Origin of the sequence: Pseudonocardia halophobica, assembly GCF_050948485.1 — a bacterium.
Lineage (GTDB): Bacteria > Actinomycetota > Actinomycetes > Mycobacteriales > Pseudonocardiaceae > Pseudonocardia > Pseudonocardia halophobica.
This window is the reverse complement of sequence record NZ_CP192046.1, coordinates 3,369,331-3,389,631: the sequence shown is the minus strand read 5'-3', so window position 1 is coordinate 3,389,631 and position 20,301 is coordinate 3,369,331. Positions and strand designations below refer to the sequence as shown.

The window sequence follows — 20,301 nt, the reverse complement described above, 5'->3', positions numbered from 1 at the left end:
GTGACGCCGCGCTCGCGCCAGCTGCTGGACACCGTGCTCGACGACGGGACCTTCCGGTCCTGGGACACCATGCCGGCCCCGGTGCCGCTCGTCGCCGACACCGCGGAGTACCGGGCCGAGCTCGCGGCGGCGCACGAGCGCAGCGGCGTGGACGAGGCCGTGATCACCGGCGAGGGCCGGATCGCGGGCCGGCGGGTCGCGGTGGTGTGCAGCGAGTTCGCGTTCCTCGCCGGGTCGATCGGCGTGGCCACCGCCGAGCGGCTGATCCGGGCGATCGAGCGGGCGACGGACGAGCGCCTGCCGCTGCTGGCCGCGACGGCGTCGGGCGGGACCCGGATGCAGGAGGGCGCGATCGCGTTCCTGCGCATGGCGGCGATCTCGGCGGCGGTCACCGCGCACAAGGCGGCGGGCCTGCCGTACCTCGTCTACCTGCGGCATCCGACCACGGGCGGGGTGTTCGCCTCGTGGGGCTCGCTGGGCAACGTCACCGTGGCCGAGCCCGGCGCGCTCGTCGGGTTCCTGGGGCCGAAGGTGTACTCCGCGCTGTACGACGAGCAGTTCCCGGAGGGCGTGCAGAAGGCGGAGAACCTGCACCGGCACGGGATCGTCGACGCGGTGCTCCCCGCGGAGCGGCTCGCCGGCGTCGCGGCGCGGGTGCTGGCGATGCTCGACCCCGTCGACCCGATGCGGCCGCCCCCGTCGGCACCGGCCCGCGGCGAGCCCACCGGTCCGGACGAGGACGCCTGGGGCTCCATCGAGCGGTCCCGGCGGCCGGAGCGCCCGGGGGTGCGGGACGTGCTGCGGCTGGCGGCCACGGATGTCGTCCCGCTGGCCGGGACCGGGGAGGGCGAGGCCGGGCGCGGCCTGCTGCTCGCGCTGGTGCGGTTCGGCAGCGTCGCGTGCGTGCTGCTCGGGCAGGACCGCAGGGCGCAGGCCGCGGAACCGCTCGGGCCGGGCGCGCTCCGGACCGCGCGGCGCGGCATGCGGCTGGCGGCCGAGCTGGGCCTGCCGGTGGTCTCGGTGATCGACACGACCGGGGCGGCGCTGTCGGTGGCGGCCGAGGAGGGCGGACTGGCCGGCGAGATCGCGCGCTGCCTCGGCGAGCTGACCGAGCTCCCCGTCCCGACCGTCTCGGTGCTGCTCGGGCAGGGCACCGGCGGCGCCGCGCTCGCCCTGCTGCCGACGGACCGGGTGATCGCCGCCCGGCACGGCTGGCTCACCCCGCTGCCGCCCGAGGGCGCCAGCACGATCGTGCACGGCACGCCGGAGAAGGCGGCCGAGGTGGCGGCACAGCAGCACGTCCGGGCCGTCGACCTGCTGCGGGCGGGCGCGGTCGACACGATCGTCGACGAACTCCCGGACGCCGCCGACGAGCCCGAGGCCTTCGCCCGCCGGGTCGCCGACGCGGTGGAGTCCGAGCTGCGCGCCCTGCTCCCGCTCTCCCCCGTCGACCGATTGGTCCGCCGGCGTCGCCGCTACCGCACCCTCGGCCTCCGCTGACCCGTCCGCGCCCGTGTTCCGGGACTCCGCTGATCCCGGCCACGGACACGGCCGCCAGGACCCCGCTCGTCGGGTGTCCCCCTGGAGCGGAGCCGGGCGACCGTGTCCTCGTGTCCGGTCCCGTCAGCCGGCCAGCCGCCGGCCGAGCATCTGCTTTGCCTGTTCGGCGCCCTTGCGGCTCTCCCCCTGCGCCCGCCGGAAGAACTCGGCCAGGTCGCCGTCGCCGTCGCGTTCGGCGTCCTGGACGTAGGTTTCCAGCCGCAGCGCGTTGTTCAAGCACTGCTCTGTGAACCAGATGAGGTTGTAGTCCTTGTCCTTGGTTCCGGTGACCTCGCCACCCTCGCCCGACGTCATGCTCCCGTCCACCTCCGGTCGTCCCGGGCGCACCGGTGGTTCCGCCGGCGCCCCCGCTCCCGCGGTGCGACACCCGCGCCGCCCTGCGCCCCGGCGGCGCACCGACGTGGCGACCGACGTGACGCAGTGGGCGCCGGGTACCACCCGGGGCGCCGGACCAACCACGGTGTGCCGCCGGTTCGGTGGTCGGGCCGGGGCCGGCGGCGCGCCGCCGGACAGGGCGACGGTCGTGGTCGCGACACACGCCCCCGTCACTGCCCGCGATGCCCCGCCGCCGGCCCACCCCTTCCGAGCTGCGGCGCTGCTCGCGGGCCACGCCAAGGGGTGATTCGGGATCCGGACGATCCGCCCGGAATGGCTCACTCCCATTTCCTGGGCCGTTCGGGTGATTCCCGTAACGCTATCGAATCGCAATCACGCTCCGCTCCGGATCCTCACCGACCGTTGGCATGATGATCGTGGGGTTCGTGTGACACGAGGGGGAGCCGTGAAATCGGTGCAGTGGCGTGCCGTGCGCCGCATCCTGGCGGGGGCGGTCGCGCTCGGGGTGTCCGCCGGGCTCGTCGCGGCCTGCGCGAGCGCCAACGCCGACGCTCCGCACAGCGGTCGGGCGGCCGCCGCGCCGCAGGCCCCGGCGGCCGTCGTCCCCCGGCTCGAGCTGCAGCCCGCGGCCGGCACCGCCGACGTCCACCCCCTCGGCGCCGCCCGGGCGTCCGCGAGCGCGGGCACCTTGCGGGACGTCGCGCTCACCGACTCGGACGGCGAGGCGCTGCCCGGCAGCTACTCCGGCGACCAGGCCCGGTGGACCGCCACCGCGCCGCTCGCCTACCACGAGACCTACACCTGGAGCGGCTCGATGGTCGCGCCCGACGGCGCGGTCACCCCGCTGGCCGGGTCCTTCACCACCGTCGCCCCGGCGCGCCTGGTCAAGGCGTCGACCAACATCGGCGAGGGCGCGACGGTCGGGATCGCCGCGCCCGTCGCCGTCCGCTTCGACCGCGACCTGTCCGACGAGGCGAAGGCGGAGATCGAGCGCGGGCTGCGGATCACGACGTCGACCCCGGTCGAGGGCGCCTGGGCCTGGCTGCCGGACGACTGGGGCGGCTCCCGGGTGCACTGGCGGCCCAAGGAGTACTGGCCGGTCGGCACGCAGGTCTCGGTGGTCGTGCCGCTGTACGGCAAGGACCTCGGCACCGCCGGCTACGGCTCCGCCGACCTGACCACCCACTTCACCATCGGCCGCAGCCAGATCGTGAAGGCCGACGAGAACAGCCACCGGATCGTCGTGATCCGGGACGGCCAGCAGGTCATGGACCTGCCCGCCAGCTACGGCCTGGAGAGCGACCCGCGCCGGGTCACCCGCAGCGGCATCCACATCGTCATGGCGAAGTCCGAGAAGGTCCTGATGTCCAACCCGGACTACGGCTACGTGAACATGCCGGAGTACTGGGCGGTGCGGATCTCCAACAACGGCGAGTTCATCCACGCCAACCCGGCCTCGCAGTCCGCGCAGGGCCGCCGCAACATCTCGCACGGCTGCATCAACCTGTCGATCGCCAACGCCAAGGCCTACTTCGACACGGCGATGTACGGCGACCCCGTCGAGGTGACCGGCAGCAGCGTCCCGCTGTCCGCCCAGGACGGCGACATCTACGACTGGGCGGTGCCGTGGGACGAGTGGAAGACGATGAGCAAGCTCAGCACCTGACCGTGCCCGCACGAGCGGCGCTCTCGCACAGTAGGAACGAGCGAGAGCGCCGTTCGCTCACTGGATCCGGCGCTCCACCCCGGCCCACGCCTTGTCGCGGAGCACGAACTTCTGGATCTTGCCGGTGGAGGTCTTGGGCAGCTCGCCGAAGGTCACGGATTTGGGCGCCTTGAACCGCGCCAGCCGGCCGCGGACGTGCTCGACGATCTCCTCCTCGGTCGCCGACGCCCCCTCCTGCAGCGTCACGTACGCCGCCGGGACCTCGCCCCACCGCTCGTCGGGCACCGCGATCACCGCCACCTCCAGCACCGCCGGGTGGTCCATGATGGCCTGCTCGACCTCGACCGACGCGATGTTCTCGCCGCCGGAGATGATCACGTCCTTCGACCGGTCGCGGAGCTCCACGTAGCCGTCGGGGTGCACGACGCCGATGTCGCCGGTGCGGAACCAGCCGTCCGGCGCCGCCGCCGCGGTCGCCTCCGGGTCGTCGAGGTAGCCCAGCATCAGGTTGTTGCCGCGCAACGCGATCTGGCCGGTCGCGGTGCCGTCGGCGGGCACATCGGCGCCGTCCTCGCCGATCACCCGGACCGCGCACGAGATCATGTTCCCGACGCCCTGCCGCGCCTTGAGCCGCGCCTGCGCCTCCGCGTCGAGGGAGTTCCACTCCGGGCGCCAGTCGCACAGCATCGCCGGCCCGTAGGTCTCGGTCAGCCCGTACAGGTGCGTGACCTCGAAGCCCAACTCCCCCATCCGCCGCAGGATCGCCGGCGACGGCGGCGCCCCGCCCGTCGCGATCCGGACCGTGTGTCCCTCCGGCAACGGCGACGCGTCCTTGGCGTACGCGATCATCGACAGCACCGTGGGCGCCCCGTTCAGGTGCGTCACGCCCTCCTCGCGGATCAGCCGCCACACCTCCGCCGGGTCCACCTTGGGCAGGCAGACGTGCGTCGCCGCGGCCGCGGTGACGGCCCACGGGAAGCACCAGCCGTTGCAGTGGAACATCGGCAAGGTCCACAGGTGGACGCTCGACGGCGTCAGCCCGGTGTGCCCCACCATCGACACGGCCTGCAGGTAGGCACCGCGGTGGTGGTACATCACGCCCTTGGGCCGGCCCGTCGTCCCCGACGTGTAGTTGATCGACAGCAGCGACCGCTCGTCCGACGGCGTGCGGTGCAGCGGCTCCGCGCCGTCCAGCAGCGCCTCGTACTCCGCACCTGAGCGGATCCGGTGCGGCGGGGCGTCGAGCTGCGTGAACACGTCGTCGACCAGCGCGTCGAAGGACGGGTCGTGGATCAGCACGGCGGACTTCGAGTGCTGCAGGATGTAGGCCACCTCGCCGGCCGACAGCCGGGTGTTCACCGCCACCAGCGGCACCCCCGCCCACGGCACCCCGAAGTTCGCCTCCAGCAATACGTGGGTGTTCGGCGCCAGCACCGCCACGGGCCGGCCGTCCGCGATGGGAGCCAGCCCCCCGGCCAGTCGCGTACACCGCTCGTGCAGCTCTGCGTAGGTCCACCGCCGGTCCCCGTCGACGACCCCGATCCGGTCGCCGTGCGCCGCGGCGGCGCGATCCAGGTACGCGGTCGGGGTCAGCGGTTCGAAGGAGAGGGCATCGAGGAGGGCGGCGTCGCTCACGATCGTGAGCCTCACCCGCCGCGGTGCCCGTGCGCAACGGGAAGGCGCACATACCGCGACCCTTCACGGGGAGGCGAGCGGACGCACCTCCCGGCGCCGCCGCGCCACCAGCTCCGTGACCCCGGACAGGAACCGGGCGACGGCGGCGAGCTCGGCCTCGTCGTAGCCCTCCAGCATCGCGTCCATCCCCGCCCCGAGCGGCCCGAAGAACGCCTGGCCGATCCCGGCCGCGGCCGAGCCGTACCGCAGCACCACCCGGCGGCGGTCCCGCTCGTCCCGGTCCCGGCGCACGTAGTCGTGCCGCTCGAGCCGGTCCACCAGCGCCGTCGTCGCCCCCGAGGACAGGCCGAGGTGGGCACCGAGCCGGCCCGCGGTGAGCGGCTCGCCGACCCGGTCGGCGTTGAGCACGGCGATGAGCGCGTGCAGGTCGGTCGTGTGCAGGCCGTGCTGCTCGGAGAAGGCCTGAGCGAGCCGCGTGGACTCGGTGGCGTAGGCCTGGAGCAGCCGGACCAGCTCGTCCCGCCGCGCCCCGTCCGTCATGATCGCAGGTTACCGACCGCTCCAGCGCGGCTCGCGCTTCTCCAGGAACGCGGCCACACCCTCCTGCCGGTCGGCCGAGGCGAGCACGGCCTCGGTCGCCTCCCGGGTGGCGGCCCAGCCCCGCTCGTCGGGCTCCCCGGCCACGGTCTCGACCGCCCGCAGCGTGGCCCGCACCGCCACCGGGGCGTTGGCGCACACCTGCTCCGCGAGGGCGAGCGCGGCGGCCTCCGCGCCCCCGTCGTCGACCACGTCGGCGACCAGGCCCAGCGCGTACGACCGGTCCGCGCCGAGGGGCTGCCCGGTGAGCAGCATCTGCTTGGCGACGTTGAGCGGCAGCGGGCGCGGCGCCCGGAACAGCGCCCCGCAGTTCGCGACGAGCCCACGCGCCACCTCCGGCAGCCCGAACCGCGCCGACCGGCCAGCCACCACCAGGTCGCAGGCCAGCACGATCTCGAACCCGCCGCCGTACGCCACGCCCTCGACGGCCGCGATCAGCGGCGTCGAGCGCTCCCGCCGGACGACGCCGTAGTTGCCGCCCCGCGGAGTCGGCTCGCCCGCGCCGCCCGCGAGGTCCGTGCCCGCGCAGAAGACCGTCGGCCCGCCGGTGAGGACGCCGCACCACAGCTCGGGATCGTCCTCGAGCTCGTTGAGCGCGGCGTCGAGCGCGGCGGTCATGGCCGCGTCGACGGCGTTGCGCTTGGCCGCCCGCTCCATCCGGATCAGGAGGACCCGGCCGCGCCGCTCGGTCGAGACCCGGTGCTCCGTCGCAGTAGAGGTGCTCACGACCCGACCCTAGAGTCCGGAGGGTGACGGACACGAGATCACGTTTCGCCCTTCCCGCCGTCGGCCTGTGGACCGGCGCCCTCGACGTCGTCCCGGCCGCCCGGGCCCGGGAGCTCGCGGCCGAGCTGGAGTCCCTCGGCTACGGCGCCGTGTGGATCCCCGAGGTCGCCGGCCGGGACCCCTTCGTCCACCTGTCGATGCTGCTGTCGGCGACCGAGCGGCTGGTCGGCGCGACGGGCATCGCCAACATCTGGGCGCGGGACGCGGTCGCCACCTCCTGCGCCACCAAGGCGCTGACCGAGGCCCACCCCGAGCGGGTGCTGATCGGGCTCGGGGTGAGCCACCAGAACCTGGTCAGCGGCCTGCGCGGGCACCAGTACGACAAGCCGCTCACCGCGATGCGCGAGTACCTCGACGGCATCGACGCGGCGCCGTACACCGCCCAGCGGCCGACCACCCCGGTCCGGTACGTCCTCGCCGCCCTGCGCCCGAAGATGCTCGAGCTGTCCGGCGAGCGGACGGACGGGGCGCACCCGTACTTCGTCACGCCCGAGCACACCGCCCGGGCGCGCGAGATCCTCGGCGCGGAGCCGCTCCTCTGCCCGGAGCAGGCCGTCGTGCTCGAGACGGACCCGGCGAAGGCCCGCGAGATCGGCCGCCGCTACACCGCGACCTACCTGGCCCAGCCCAACTACGTGAACAACATCAAGACCCTCGGGTTCGACGAGTCCGACCTGGCCGACGGCGGGTCCGACGCCTTCGTCGACGCCCTGGTGGCCTGGGGCGACGTCGACACCGTGGTGGCCCGGGTGCAGGCGCACCTCGACGCCGGCGCCGACCACGTCGCCGTCCAGGCGCTGCCGGCGGAGAAGCGGGGCGTGCCGGAGGACCAGTGGCGGGAGCTGGCGGCCCCGCTCACCGCGCTGCGGACGGGCTGACCGAGGCCATACAGCGGCAGTGTCGGACGCCGGGGTCGACCCGTGCTCGTCGGACGGGGACCGGGACGGTCGAAGACCGACCGTCCCGTCCACGATCGGGGATCACGGACGGCTGGTGCCGAGGGTCGGGCTGGGAGCGGGCTGAGACCGCCCGGCGATCTCCCGCCCGACGCGCTCGTACCCTGTGAGGCGTGGCCCGCCCGACGCCGCTCCCCTTCCGCACCGGGGTGCTGACCGCTCTCGCCCTCGCCGCCACCGGCGGACTCGCCGCGGCCGGCGCGGCCGCGTGGGGCATCCCGCGCGCGATGGGCGCGACGCCCGTGGAGCTGCGCCGCGCCGCCGACGGGTCGGCGCACGCCCACGAGGGCCGCTTCTGCAACACCGAGCCCGGCACCGGGCTGCCGTCCGGCACGGTGCCGGCCGCCCTCCGCGCGGTCGTCGGCCGCCGGGCCGGCCGCCCGACCCGCCCGGTCCCGCTGGCCCGCCCCGACAGCGGGCCCGCCGGAGACCTCGCGGTGACCTGGTTCGGGCACTCCAGCGTGCTGCTCGAGATCGACGGGCGACGGGTGCTCGCCGACCCCGTCTGGGGCGAGCGCGTGTCGCCGTCGCGCCTGGTGGGACCGCGCCGGCTGCACCCGGCCCCCGTCCCGCTGGCCGACCTGCCGCCGGTCGACGCCGTGCTGATCTCGCACGACCACTACGACCACCTCGACCTGCCCACCGTCCGCGCCCTGGTCGCCGACCCGCGGCACGGCGGGGCGCCGTTCGTGGTGCCGCTCGGGATCGGGGCGCACCTGCGGGCCTGGGGCGTGCCGGAGAACCGGATCGTCGAGCTGGACTGGGACGGCCGGACCGAGGTGGCCGGGCTGACCCTCACGTGCGCCGAGGCGCGGCACTTCTCGGGCCGGGGGCTGCGGCGGGACACCACCCTGTGGTCCTCGTGGGCCGTCGCGGGGCCGCGGCACCGGGCCTACTTCGGCGGCGACACCGGCTACACCGCCGCCTTCGCCCGGGCGGGCGAGCGTTGGGGACCGTTCGACGTCACGCTGCTGCCGATCGGCGCCTACGCGGATCTGTGGCCGGACATCCACATGAATCCGGAGGAGAGCGTGGCCGCCCACCGCGACCTCCGCGGCGGGGTGCTGCTGCCCGTGCACTGGGCGACCTTCAATCTCGGCTTTCATCCCTGGTCGGAGCCCGTGACCCGGCTGCGGGCCGCCGCGGAAACGGCCGGAATCCCGCTCGCGCTGCCCGTTCCGGGCCAGCGAATCGACCTGACGGGCCCGCCGCCGACCGCGGACTGGTGGACGCCGGTCGCCTGAAGACGGCGCCATTACCGCGGATCCGCCGGTCCCCCGGGATCGGGCTCCGCAAAACCCCGCCGGATGCCTCCGAAGGGGTGATCCGCGCGACGCGCGCCCGCGGAACAGGGGACCCGAATCGACTTTCCGCGGCGCCTTCCTTTATTGTCGACGGCGACGCATTCTCCTGTTCCGCACACCGATCCACTCCGCTCCCGGAAAGCACCCGGACACCGCGCCGGGCGATGCTTCCTACCCGCGTGGAGCCCGGTGGGGCAGGAGCCCCGGTGAGCAGAAGGGTGGAGGGAACGTGGCGAAGCAGACCACGGTCACGCTGATCGACGACCTGGACGGCGGCGAGGCGGACGAGCAGGTCGAGTTCTCCGTCGACGGCAAGTCGTACGAGATCGACCTGTCGGCGAAGAATTCCGAGAAGCTGCGCGAGGCGCTGGCGCCGTACATTGCCGCGGCTCGCCGCACCTCCGGCCGGCGGGCGTCGGGCAGTGCGCCCGCGCCGGCCTCGCGGCCCGTTTCCGACCGCCAGCAGAACCAGGCGATTCGGGAATGGGCGGTGGCGCAGGGGATGAAGATCTCGGAGCGCGGCCGGATCCCGTCCAATGTTCTCGACGCGTACCACGCGGCCCACTGAGCACACGTCGGAACATCCGTCACGGTTCGGTGACAAGGGCGAGTCTTTCGTCACCCGAACCGTGCCGGCCCGCCATTTCCCGGTCGTCGCACACCGTTCCCGCGCGGGCACGGAACGGCGCCCGATCCGCTGCGGAAGCCGAGCTGATCGTCCGGTGAGGATCTTCCCACCCGTCGCGGTGATGCCGTCGCGTTCCGTTCGCCCGGTAGACTCCTCCGACCCGCACCGGTACCCCGACCCGGTGACGGGAGAGGAAGAGAGGCACGAGACGTGAGCGAGAAGGTCACGAACGGTTACGGCACCTGTCCCGTCTGCGCACGACTGAAGCACGTCACCCCCGAGTCGACCCTGCGCCTGCACAACCGGTTCTCCGCGCGCGGCACGGTCGTCACCGCACAGCGCTGCGCCGGGTCCGGCGCGCCGTCCCTGGAGAGCACGGAGCCGCCCGCGGCGTCCGCCTGAGCCGCCCGGGCCCGCGCGGCAGCCTCCCGGCACCTCCCCGCCGCCCGCGCCCCGCTCCCCGAGCGAGATGAGCCTCACCTCCGTCCGCCGCCGGCGATCGTCTGCCAGGATCGGGTCTTCCGACAGCAGGACGTCGATCGAGGAAGAGGACGGACATGTACCCGGGCACGCACGCCGCCACGACCCCCGACAAGCCCGCGGTGGTGATGGCGGGCAGCGGGGAGACGCTGACCTTCCGGCAACTGGAGGAGGGTTCCGCCCGCCTGGCCCGGTACCTGCACGAGGCCGGCCTGCGCCGCGGCGACGTGATCGCCGTCGTCACCGAGAACACGCCCCGGGTCTTCGAGATCTACTGGGCGGCCCGCCGCTCCGGCCTCTACGTCACGATGGTCAACCACCATCTGTCCGCGCCCGAGGCGGCCTACATCGTCACGGACTGCGGCGCCAAGGCGCTGCTGGTGTCCGCCGGCGTGGCCGGGCTCGCCGCCGCCATCGGCGACCAGGTCTCCGTCGGCGTCCGGCTGGCCTTCGGCGGCCCGATCCCCGGCTCGGAGGCCTACGCGGACTACGACGAGACCCTGGAGGGCGTGTCGGCCGAGCCGCTGCCCGAGCAGCCCCGCGGCGCGGACATGCTCTACTCCTCCGGCACCACCGGCCGCCCGAAGGGCATCAAGCCGACGCTGCCGGACTCCTCGGTCGACGAGCCGGGCGACACCTACATCGACCTGTTCGGCCCGATGTACGGCTTCGACACCGAAACCGTCTACCTCTCCCCCGCGCCGCTGTACCACGCCGCGCCGCTGCGCTTCTGCGCCACGGTCCAGGCGATCGGCGGCACCGCCGTCGTGATGGAGCGGTTCGACCCGGAGGCCGCGCTGGCCGCGATCGAGCGCTTCTCGGTCACGCACAGCCAGTGGGTGCCGACGATGTTCGTCCGCATGCTCAAGCTGCCCGAGGAGACCCGCCGCAAGTACGACCACGCGTCGCTGCGGGTCGCGATCCACGCCGCGGCGCCGTGCCCGCCCGAGGTCAAGCAGGCGATGATCGACTGGTGGGGCCCGGTGCTCCACGAGTACTACGCCGCCACCGAGGCCAACGGGATCACGTTCGTGAGCTCGCCGGAGTGGCTGGAGCGGCCGGGCACCGTCGGCCGTGCCGGCCTCGGCACGGTGCGGATCTGCGACGACGAGGGCAAGCTCCTCGCGCCGTACGAGGTCGGCACCATCTACTTCGAGCGGGACGAGCGGCCGTTCGAGTACCACAACGACCCGGAGAAGACGGCCGGCGCGACCCACCCGGACCACCCGACCTGGACGACCACGGGCGACCTGGGCTACCTCGACGAGGACGGCTACCTCTTCCTCACCGACCGCAAGGCGTTCATGATCATCTCGGGTGGCGTGAACATCTACCCGCGCGAGGTCGAGGACGTGCTGGTCACGCACCCCGCGGTGCTCGACGTCGCGGTGATCGGCGTGCCGGACCCGGAGATGGGCGAGTCGGTCAAGGCGATCGTGCAGCCCGCGCCGGGGGTCGACGCCGGGCCGGAGCTGGAGCGCGAGCTGATCGCCTTCGTCCGCGAGCGGATCGCGCACTACAAGGCGCCGCGCAGCGTCGACTTCACCGACTTCCTGCCCCGCACCCCCACCGGCAAGCTGGTCAAGCAGGAACTGCGGGACCGCTACCCGCGCTGATCCACACCCCCGCCGGGGTGGGCGGCCACGCCGCTGACCCCGGCGGACACGGGCGGGCCCGAACGGACCTTGCCGAACGTTCGCTCAATTGGGCAGGCTGTGCGGCATGACGACGCAGTCAGGCGCCATCGTCGGCCGTGGCATGAGCTTCAGCGACATCGTCGCGCGCTGGGCGCGCGTGACCCCCGAGACCGTGCTGTTCGTGGACGCCGGAGCCGGTGTCCGGCGGACCTACGCCCGGTCGGACGACCGGATCACCCGGCTCGCGAACGCCCTCGCCGCCGGCGGGGTGACTCCCGGCGACCGGGTCGCCGTGCTGGGCCTGAACAGCGCCGACCTGCTCGAGGCCTACATCGCGCCGCTGCGCGCGGGCGCGATCTGCGTGCCGATCAACTTCCGCCTCGTCGCGGACGAGGTGGCGTATGCGCTCACGGACTCCGGGGCCGTCTCGGTGATCGTCGACGCGGGCCTGGCACCCACGCTGGACAAGGCGCTGGAGAAGGCACCCGACGTCCGCCAGGTGATCACGATCGGCGGGGACCTGGAGGACGTGCTCGCCGCGGCGTCGCCGGACTACGTCGAGCTGCCGAACTCGGACGACGACACCGCGTTCATCATGTACACGTCCGGCACCACCGGGCGACCCAAGGGCGCGATGCTCAGCCACCGCAACCTGTACCTGCACTCGTTCTCCAACATCGCCCACCTCGGCGGCACCGGCCGGCACGGGGTGTCGATGTCCGCCGCGCCCCTGTTCCACATCGCCGGGGTCGCGGGCTCGCACATCGCGATCACCGCGGGCGGCACGGTCGTGATCCCGAAGTCGGGCAACTTCGACCCGGTCGAGACGCTGGACATCCTGGAGCGGGAGCAGGTCACCTCCTGCTTCTGCGTGCCGGCCCAGTGGGCGGCGATCTGCGCGGTGCCGGGCATCGCCGACCGCGACCTCTCGGCGCTGACCCGGATCTCCTGGGGCGCGGCGCCCGCGTCCACCACCCTGCTCCAGACGATGATCGACACCTTCCCCCAGGCCGAGGTGACCACGTCCTTCGGGCAGACCGAGTGCAGCCCGGTCACCACGCTGCTGCGCGGCGCCGACTCCATCCGCAAGATCGGCTCGGTCGGGACGCCGATGGCGAACGTCGAGGTCCGGGTCGTGGACGACGAGATGAACGACGTCGCGCCCGGCGAGATCGGCGAGATCGTCTACCGCGGCCCCCTGGTGATGAGCGGCTACTGGAACAAGCCCCAGGAGACCGCCGAGGCCTTCCGCGGCGGCTGGTTCCACTCCGGGGACCTCGTGCGCCAGGACGAGGACGGCTACTACTACGTGGTCGACCGCAAGAAGGACATGATCATCTCCGGCGGCGAGAACATCTACTGCGCCGAGGTGGAGAACGTGCTGGCCGGCCACCCGGGCATCGGGGACGTCGCGCTGATCGGGGTGCCGGACCCGAAGTGGGGCGAGACGCCGCTGGCCGTCGTCGTGCCCGCGGACCCGACCGACCCGCCGACCGTGGAGTCCATCGAGGCCTACTGCAAGGAGCACCTCGCCGGGTACAAGCGGCCGCGCCGGGTCGCGATCGTCGAGGCCCTGCCCCGCAACCCCTCGGGCAAGGTCCTCAAGACCGCGCTGCGCGAGCAGAACCAGGCGGGCTCGCTGGTCTCCCAGCCGGCGGTGTGAGGCGCGTGAGTGGCGACGCCCGCCGCTCACGACCTAGGTTGCCGGGGTGCCCGATCTCGATCCGGAGGAGTTCCGCAGGCTCGGCCACGCGCTGGTCGACTGGGTGGCCGCGCACCGCGCCGGGCTGGCGGAGCTGCCGGTCCGGCCGGCGGTGCGGCCCGGGGAGATCCGCGCGGCGCTGCCCGTGGACCTGCCCGACAAGCCCGCCGACGACCTCGGCGTCGCGCTGACCGACCTGCTCGACGACGTCGTGGTCCCCGGGTCGCTGCACTGGCAGCACCCCGGGTTCTACGGCTACTTCCCCGCGCAGGCCTCGCTGCTGTCGCTGCTCGGCGACCTCGCCTCCGGCGGGCTCGGCGCGCAGGGGATGCTCTGGTCCACCTCGCCCGCCGGGACCGAGGTGGAGCAGGTTCTCGTCGACGGGTTCGCCCGCGCGCTCGGCCTCGGCGATGCGTTCACCTTCGCCGGGGGCGGGGGCGGGTCGCTGCAGGACTCGGCGTCGTCGGCCGCGCTGGTGGCGCTGCTCGCCGCACTGCACCGGGCCTCGCCGGACTGGCGGGAGACGGGCGTCGACGGCACCGAGCGTGTCTACGTCACCGCGGAGACGCACTCGTCGCTGGCCAAGGCGGTGCGGGTGGCCGGGCTGGGGTCCCGCGCGTTGCGCACCGTGCCCTTCTCCCCCGGCACGCTCGCGATGTCCGCCGAGGCGCTGGCCGCGATACTCGTCGAGGACCGGGCGGCGGGGCTGCGGCCGGTGCTGGTGTGCCCGACCGTCGGCACCACCGGCACCGGGGCGATCGATCCCGTCCGCGAGGTCGGCGAGGTCGCGGGCGGCGCGTGGGTGCACGTCGACGCGGCCTGGGCGGGCGTGGCCGCGCTCTGCCCGGAGTTCCGGCACGTGCTCGACGGCGCGGAGCTGGCCGACTCGGTCTGCACGGACGCGCACAAGTGGCTGGCCACGGCGTTCGACGCGTCGTTCCTGTGGGTCCGCGACGGCACCGCCCTGCCGGCGGCGCTGTCGATCACGCCGGAGTACCTGCGCAACGCCGCGACCGACTCCGGCGAGGTCGTCGACTACCGGGACTGGCAGGTGCCGCTCGGCCGCCGCTTCCGCGCGCTCAAGCTCTGGGCGGTGGTGCAGGGCACCGGGCTCGAGGGGCTGCGGGAGGGGATCCGCGGGCACGTGGCGCTGGCGCAGGACCTGGCCGCGCGGGTCGAGGCGGACCCGCGGTTCTCGCTGGCCGCGCCGCCCTCGCTCGCCCTGGTCTGCCTGCACGTCCTCGGGCCCGACAGCGAGCCCGACGACGCCGCCGGACGCGCCCTGCTCGAGCGCGTCAACGCCGGCGGGCGCGCCTTCCTCACCCACACCACGATCGACGGGCGCTACGCGATCCGCGTGGCGATCGGCGCGCTGGGCACGGGCCCGGAGCACCTCGACGTGCTATGGGCCGAGCTGACCCGCTGACCCGGGTCAGGAGATCGTCTCCGGCGACGTCGCGAAGTGGGCGACGGTGCCGGCGAGCGCGTGCAGGTAGCGGTCCAGCACCGTCCGGTTCACGTTCTCCAGCCGGTCGCAGGCCTGGTGGTAGCAGGGGTCGTAGACCTCGTCGGCCTGCCCGCCGTCGGTCCGGGCCTGCTCCTCGCTCTTCCTCCTGCTGTCGCCGTTCTCCGCTCCCGCCGAGGGGATGCCGGCGGCGACGAAGGGGGTCTCGTCGTCGCCGACGAACGTGATGCGTTCGACCTCCACCCCCGTGCTGCCCAGCTGGGCGGCGAGCACGTCGGCCACGACCGCCGAGCCCGGGGGGCCGGCCTTCGAGACGTCGTCCCCCGTCCCGCCCTGCACGAAGTAGCCACCGTTCGGCGAGGCGATCATGTCCACGTTGAGGTACAGCATGATCTTCCCGCGCTCCTCGTCGGACAGGTTCGTCACGTAGCCCGTCGACCCCTGCGCGCCGGTCTCCTCCGAGCCCCAGAACCCGAACCGGACGACGTTGCGCACCTCGGGCGACGCGCCGAGCCGGGTCGCGATCTCCAGCAGCGCCGCCACCCCGGACCCGTCGTCGACGATGCCCGGCCCCTCCTTCACCGAGTCGAGGTGCGCGCCGATCATCACGACGTGGGCGGGATCGCCCGTGCGCGTCTGCGCGACGACGTTCTGCGCCGTGGTCCGGCCGTCCTCGCCGCCGCGCCGCCGCGACAACGGGTAGTCCGGCGTCGCGACGTCGTACCCGGCGTCGCGCAGGACGCCGGTGACGTAGTCGACGCTCGCCACGTACCCGGGGCCGGGCGAGGCACGGTTGCCCCCGTTCCGGTCGGCGATCTCCTGGAGCTCCTGCAGGTGCACGACGGTTCCCGCGTCGGTCACCGCACCCTTGAGCTGCTGGGCCAGCTGCCCGTCGACGACCGGCACGGCCGGACCCGGCGCCGGACCCGTGGCCGTGCACCCGGCCAGCACGGCGAGGACGACGACCGGCAGCGCCCACCGCAGGCGCGTCCGGGTGCGGGATCGGGCCTGCGTCATGCGACCTCCTCGGCGAGGGCGTGCGGCAGGCGCGGCCCGGGACCGGAGCGGCCTGCGTACACGCATTCGGCACCGGCCCCGGGATCGTTTCCCGCGATCCTGGGAGACCGCTGAGGACCGCGAACCTGATGTCCTAGTCCGGGATCTCCCGCTGGTCGGCCACGACCACCCCGAACAGGTCGGCGACCGCGGCGAGGCTCGCCGCCTGCAGCGCTGCGGCCGACACCTCCGGGCCCCCGCCGGTCCCCGGGAGCGCGCGGGTGGCGGTGGCGCCGCCGACCACCGTGGGCGCGTAGCCCAGGCTGAAGGCGCCGCGGGCAGTGGAGTTCACGCACATGTGCGTCATGAACCCCGCGAGCAGCAGCGGGCGGGCCGGGTGCTGCTTGAGCAGCGTGTCCAGCTCTGTACCGGTGAAGGAGTTCGGGTAGTGCTTCACCACCGTCGCCTCGCCGGAGCGCGGCGCGACCCGGTCGACGATCGCGCCGATCTCCTCCCGCACGTTGTACGGCGTGCCGGGGCCGGCGTCGTGCTGGACGTGGACGATCGGGATGCCGGCGGCGCGGGCCCGGTCGAGCAGCTCCTCGGCCTGGTCGAGGGCCGCCTGCACGCCCTCGAGCTCCATCAGGCCGCGCGTGTAGGTGTTCTGGCAGTCGATCAGGACGAGCGTGGACGCGGACAGCGCGGGCGGGTCGGCGGGGAGGCCGCTCACCGCGCGCAGGGTCGTGAGGTCGGACATGGTCTCCTCGCACGTCGACGGGCAGGAGCACCGACGCTACCCACGGCGGACGGGGCCGCAGAAGACCCGAACGGACAGTGCTCGACGACAATGATCATCATCAAGGTCAGGTCCGACGCCCACGGTCCCTTCACCGTGCTGTCCGGCTTCCTCGGGGCGGCACGACCACCCTGCGGAGTACGGCATCGGCTCGGCGGTCTACCGCGCCCGCCGGCCCTTCCACCCGGACCGGCTGCCGCGCCCTGCCCGATCCGCTGGCCGCGTGGGCCGATCTCCACCGGCACCCCGAGAGTGTCCGTGGGTGAGGTTAGCCTTCCCCACATGACGGGGGAGATCACCGGGCGGTCCGTCCGATGGGGAGCGATCCGGGCCGAACGATGGCACGTGCTCGCCGCGGTGCTGCTGCTCTGCGGGCACCAGGCCGGCGAGGCGCTGGTCCCGGTCCTGGTCGGCGTCGTGATCGACCGGGGCGTCGCCGCCGGGGACCTGCGGGCGATGCTGCTGTGGCTGCTCGTGCTGGGCCTCGACTTCCTCCTCCTGTCGAACTGCTACCGCTTCGGCGCCCGCCGCGCGCGGCACGCCGAGCGGCACACCGACCGCCGGTTGCGGCTGCGGATCGCCGGCCGGGTGCTGGACCCGCGCGGCGGCGCCGAATCCGGGCGGCTCCCGGGCGCGCTGGCGAGCGTGGCCACCTCGGACACCCAGCGGGTCGCCGGGCTCGGGTTCGGGCTGCCGCTGCTCCTGGCGCAGGGCACCGCGCTCGTGATCGCCGCCGTCGCGCTGCTGCGGATCTCGCTCCCGCTCGGGCTGCTGATCCTGCTCGGCACACCGCCGCTGCTCCTGCTGCTGCACCTGCTGGGCCGCCCGCTGGAGAAGCGGAGCGGGCCCGAGCAGGAGCGGGCCGCCCAGGCGTCGGGCGTCGCCGCGGACCTCGTGGCGGGCATTCGCGTGCTCAAGGGCATCGGCGCCGGGCCGGCCGCGGTGCACCGCTACACCGGCACCAGCCGGGCGGCCCTGCGCGCGACCCTGCGGGCCACCGGCTCGCAGGCCTGGTTCCAGGGCGCGGTCCTGCTGCTCAACGGCCTGTTCCTCGCCCTGGTCGCGCTCGTCGGGGGACGTCTCGCACTGGCCGGCGAGCTCAGCGTCGGCGGGCTGGTCGCCGCCGTCGGGCTCGCGCAGTTCCTCGTCGGCCCGCTGGAGACGATCGGGTTCATCAACGCCCGGCTCGCGCAGGCGCGCGCCTCCTCGGACCGGATCGCCGACGTGCTGTCGGCGCCGCCGGCCGTCGCGCCGGGCGACCGCCCAGTCCCCGAGGACTCCCCCGGCGCACTGACCGTGCGCGGCCTGCACGCGGGGCCGCTGACCGGGCTGGACCTCGACGTCCCGGCCGGCGAGCTGGTCGGGATCGTCGCCGATCCGGCGGCCGCCACCGCCCTGCTGGCCGCCCTGGCCCGCGAGGCCGATCCCGAGGAGGGCAGCGTGGAGCTCGACCGGGTCCCGCTCGGCGCGTACCCGCCGGAGCAGGCCCGCGCGGCGGTGCTGGTCGCGGCGCACGAGGCGGCGCTGTTCGCCGGGACCGTCGCCGACAACGTCCGGGCCGGCGGGCCCGGCGACCCGGCGGCCGCACTGGCCGCCGCGGGTGCCGACCAGGTCGTCGAGAGCCTGCCCGAGGGCGCGGACACCGCGGTCACCGAGCAGGGCAGGTCGTTGTCCGGCGGGCAGCGCCAACGGGTCGCACTGGCCCGGGCGCTGGTTGCCGACGCCCCGGTGCTGGTCCTGCACGACCCGACCACGGCGGTCGACACGGTCACCGAGGCGCGGATCGCCGAGGGGCTGCGGCTGCTGCGGGCCGGCCGCACCACCCTGCTGCTCACCACGAGTCCGACGCTGCTCGCCGTGGCCGACCGCGTCGTCGTCGTCGACGAGGGGCGGGTACGGGCCGAGGGCACGCACGCCGACCTGCTGGCCGGCGACCCCGCCTACCGCGGCCTGGTGCTCGCGTGAGTAGCCGCCGGCTGCTCCCCGTCGCCGACGGCGGCGCGGTCCGTGCCGCGATCGGCGAGCTGGCCCGGCCGCACCGCGGACGGGCGGTCGCCGCCGTGCTCGCGCTGGTCGCCGGGGCGGCGGCGAGCCTGGTGACCGCTCCCCTGCTGGGCCGGATCGTCGACCTCGTGGTCGGCGGCGGCGACCCGGCCGCGCTCACCGCGCCGGTGCTGCTGCTGGTCGTGGTCGCGATCGTCCAGGGCGTGCTGGCCGTGCTGGGCCTGCGGCTGCTCGCCCGGGTCGGCGAGACCATGCTGGCCACGCTGCGCGAGCGGTTCGTGGCCCGCGCGCTGGAGCTGCCGCTCGGCCGGCTCGAGGAGGCCGGCTCCGGCGACCTCACCGCGCGGGTCACCACGGACGTCACGACGGTCGGCGAGGCGGTCCGCGAGGCCGTGCCCGAGTTCGCGCGGGCGGCGCTGATCATCCTTCTCACCCTCGTGGGCCTGGCCGCGCTGGACTGGCGTTTCCTCGTCGGCGCGCTGCTCGCCGTGCCGATCCAGATGTGGACCGCGCGCTGGTACCTCGGCCGCTCGCAGAAGGTCTACGCGGCCGAGCGGATCGCCGGGGGCGCCCAGCAGCAGGAGCTGCTCGACACCGTCGGCGGGATCGGGACCGTGCGCGCCTTCCGGCTGCACGACCGCCGGGCCGCGCGGATCCGCGAGCGCGCCGGCGAGGTCGTCGAGCTCAACCGCCGGGTGGTCGTGCTGCAGACCCGGTTCTTCGGCCGGCTCAACGCCGCCGAGTTCGTCGGGGTCGCGGGCGTGCTCGGGGCCGGCTTCCTGCTGGTGAGCTCGGGCGGGGCCACGGTCGGTGCGGCGAGCGCGGCGGCGCTGTACTTCATCAACCTGTTCGGACCGGTCAACCAGGTGCTCTTCCTGCTCGACGTCGCCCAGTCCGCGGCGGCGAGCCTGGCCCGGATCGTCGGCGTCGCCTCGCTGGACCCGGAGACCGAGCCCGAGCAGCCGGGCGTCCCGGTCGACGGGGGCGTGCGCGCCAAGGAGCTCGAGCACGCCTACGTCGAGGGGCACCCGGTGCTGCACGGCGTGGACCTCGACGTCCCGGCCGGGACCCGGGTCGCGCTGGTCGGGGCGTCGGGCGCGGGCAAGACCACGCTGGCGTCGATCCTCGCGGGGGTGCACGAGCCGACCCGCGGGGCGGTCGACCTCGGCGGCGTGCCGCTCGCCGAGCTCGGCCCGGCCGGCGTCCGGGGCACGATCGCGCTGATCACGCAGGAGGTGCACGTGTTCGCCGGGCCGCTGGCCGAGGACCTGCGGCTCGCGCGGCCCGGCGCGTCCGACGCCGAGCTGCGCGCCGCGCTCGCCACGGTCGACGCCCTGACCTGGGCGCAAGCCCTTCCCGACGGTCTCGACACCGTGGTCGGGGCGGGGGCGCACACGCTCACCGCCGTGCAGGCCCAGCAGCTCGCGCTGGCCCGGCTCGTGCTGGCCGACCCGCCTGTCGCCGTCCTCGACGAGGCCACCGCCGAGGCGGGCAGCGCCGGCTCCCGGGTCCTTGAGGCGGCGGCCGAGCGGGCGCTGGCCGGGCGCACGGCGATCACCGTGGCCCACCGGCTCACCCAGGCGGCCGGGGCGGACCACGTCGTGGTGCTCGACGGCGGCCGGATCGTCGAGCAGGGCACCCACGAGGCGCTCGTCGCCGCGGACGGCGTGTACGCGCGGCTGTGGGCGGCGTGGGCGGAGCGGCACTGATCGACAGGACCGACCCCGGGCGGCACGGGCGGCACCGCGCGACA

General features: G+C 74.5%; 17 protein-coding genes. 11 read left to right on the top strand and 6 right to left on the bottom strand.

What is annotated here, in order from left to right; translation table 11 throughout:
- Window positions 1-1,500, top strand: a complete 1,500-nt coding sequence (locus tag ACQP04_RS16335) for a carboxyl transferase domain-containing protein (RefSeq protein ID WP_433507881.1) — start codon at window positions 1-3, stop codon at window positions 1,498-1,500.
- Window positions 1,501-1,623: 123 nt separating this feature from the next.
- On the opposite strand, the gene ACQP04_RS16330 is transcribed toward ACQP04_RS16335, so the two are convergent.
- Window positions 1,624-1,854 (bottom strand): hypothetical protein, encoded by a 231-nt coding sequence (locus ACQP04_RS16330; protein WP_037051121.1) that lies wholly within the window; start codon window positions 1,852-1,854, stop codon window positions 1,624-1,626.
- A gap of 496 nt (window positions 1,855-2,350) precedes the next feature.
- On the opposite strand from ACQP04_RS16330, the gene ACQP04_RS16325 reads away from it, so the two are divergent.
- Window positions 2,351-3,562 (top strand): Ig-like domain-containing protein, encoded by a 1,212-nt coding sequence (locus ACQP04_RS16325; RefSeq protein WP_433507880.1) that lies wholly within the window; start codon window positions 2,351-2,353, stop codon window positions 3,560-3,562.
- A 57-nt stretch (window positions 3,563-3,619) separates the two neighbouring features.
- Here the strand turns inward: ACQP04_RS16325 and ACQP04_RS16320 are convergent, their stop codons facing one another.
- The 3 genes from ACQP04_RS16320 to ACQP04_RS16310 form a co-directional block, all read right to left on the bottom strand.
- Window positions 3,620-5,197: an acyl--CoA ligase family protein gene (locus ACQP04_RS16320; RefSeq protein WP_433507879.1), complete on the bottom strand. Its 1,578-nt coding sequence runs from the start codon at window positions 5,195-5,197 to the stop codon at window positions 3,620-3,622.
- A gap of 63 nt (window positions 5,198-5,260) precedes the next feature.
- The gene (locus tag ACQP04_RS16315; protein ID WP_433507878.1) at window positions 5,261-5,737 is read right to left on the bottom strand and encodes a MarR family transcriptional regulator; all 477 of its coding nucleotides are present in this window, start codon (window positions 5,735-5,737) and stop codon (window positions 5,261-5,263) included.
- Between the two features lie 9 nt (window positions 5,738-5,746).
- Window positions 5,747-6,520 carry an enoyl-CoA hydratase-related protein gene (locus ACQP04_RS16310; protein WP_433507877.1) on the bottom strand — a complete coding sequence of 258 codons (774 nt, stop codon included), beginning with the start codon at window positions 6,518-6,520 and terminating at the stop codon, window positions 5,747-5,749.
- A 23-nt stretch (window positions 6,521-6,543) separates the two neighbouring features.
- Here ACQP04_RS16310 and ACQP04_RS16305 point away from each other — a divergent pair, with 23 nt between their 5' ends.
- From ACQP04_RS16305 to ACQP04_RS16275, 7 genes are all read left to right on the top strand, one after another.
- Window positions 6,544-7,458: an LLM class F420-dependent oxidoreductase gene (locus ACQP04_RS16305; protein WP_433507876.1), complete on the top strand. Its 915-nt coding sequence runs from the start codon at window positions 6,544-6,546 to the stop codon at window positions 7,456-7,458.
- 191 nt (window positions 7,459-7,649) lie between these two features.
- On the top strand, window positions 7,650-8,780 hold the full coding sequence (locus ACQP04_RS16300; protein ID WP_433507875.1) for an MBL fold metallo-hydrolase: 1,131 nt from the start codon (window positions 7,650-7,652) through the stop codon (window positions 8,778-8,780).
- A gap of 289 nt (window positions 8,781-9,069) precedes the next feature.
- Entirely contained in the window at window positions 9,070-9,408 is a 339-nt protein-coding gene (locus ACQP04_RS16295; RefSeq protein WP_433507874.1) for a histone-like nucleoid-structuring protein Lsr2, read from the top strand.
- 270 nt (window positions 9,409-9,678) lie between these two features.
- Window positions 9,679-9,870, top strand: coding sequence for a hypothetical protein (locus ACQP04_RS16290; RefSeq protein ID WP_037051138.1), 192 nt, complete (start codon window positions 9,679-9,681; stop codon window positions 9,868-9,870).
- 155 nt (window positions 9,871-10,025) lie between these two features.
- Window positions 10,026-11,564 carry an acyl-CoA synthetase gene (locus ACQP04_RS16285; RefSeq protein ID WP_433507873.1) on the top strand — a complete coding sequence of 513 codons (1,539 nt, stop codon included), beginning with the start codon at window positions 10,026-10,028 and terminating at the stop codon, window positions 11,562-11,564.
- A gap of 106 nt (window positions 11,565-11,670) precedes the next feature.
- Entirely contained in the window at window positions 11,671-13,248 is a 1,578-nt protein-coding gene (locus ACQP04_RS16280; RefSeq protein ID WP_433507872.1) for a long-chain-fatty-acid--CoA ligase, read from the top strand.
- 46 nt (window positions 13,249-13,294) lie between these two features.
- Window positions 13,295-14,713, top strand: coding sequence for a pyridoxal phosphate-dependent decarboxylase family protein (locus tag ACQP04_RS16275; RefSeq protein ID WP_433507871.1), 1,419 nt, complete (start codon window positions 13,295-13,297; stop codon window positions 14,711-14,713).
- Window positions 14,714-14,719: 6 nt separating this feature from the next.
- Here the strand turns inward: ACQP04_RS16275 and ACQP04_RS16270 are convergent, their stop codons facing one another.
- Window positions 14,720-15,769: a M28 family peptidase gene (locus tag ACQP04_RS16270; RefSeq protein ID WP_433507870.1), complete on the bottom strand. Its 1,050-nt coding sequence runs from the start codon at window positions 15,767-15,769 to the stop codon at window positions 14,720-14,722.
- Window positions 15,770-15,902: 133 nt separating this feature from the next.
- On the bottom strand, window positions 15,903-16,505 hold the full coding sequence (locus ACQP04_RS16265) for a cysteine hydrolase family protein (RefSeq protein WP_433507869.1): 603 nt from the start codon (window positions 16,503-16,505) through the stop codon (window positions 15,903-15,905).
- A 321-nt stretch (window positions 16,506-16,826) separates the two neighbouring features.
- On the opposite strand from ACQP04_RS16265, the gene ACQP04_RS16260 reads away from it, so the two are divergent.
- Both ACQP04_RS16260 and ACQP04_RS16255 read left to right on the top strand, forming a co-directional pair.
- Window positions 16,827-18,509, top strand: a complete 1,683-nt coding sequence (locus ACQP04_RS16260) for an ABC transporter transmembrane domain-containing protein (RefSeq protein WP_433507868.1) — start codon at window positions 16,827-16,829, stop codon at window positions 18,507-18,509.
- Window positions 18,506-20,257: an ABC transporter ATP-binding protein gene (locus ACQP04_RS16255; RefSeq protein ID WP_433507867.1), complete on the top strand. Its 1,752-nt coding sequence runs from the start codon at window positions 18,506-18,508 to the stop codon at window positions 20,255-20,257. Before ACQP04_RS16260 ends, ACQP04_RS16255 begins: the two co-directional genes overlap by 4 nt.
- Window positions 20,258-20,301 lie beyond the last annotated feature (44 nt).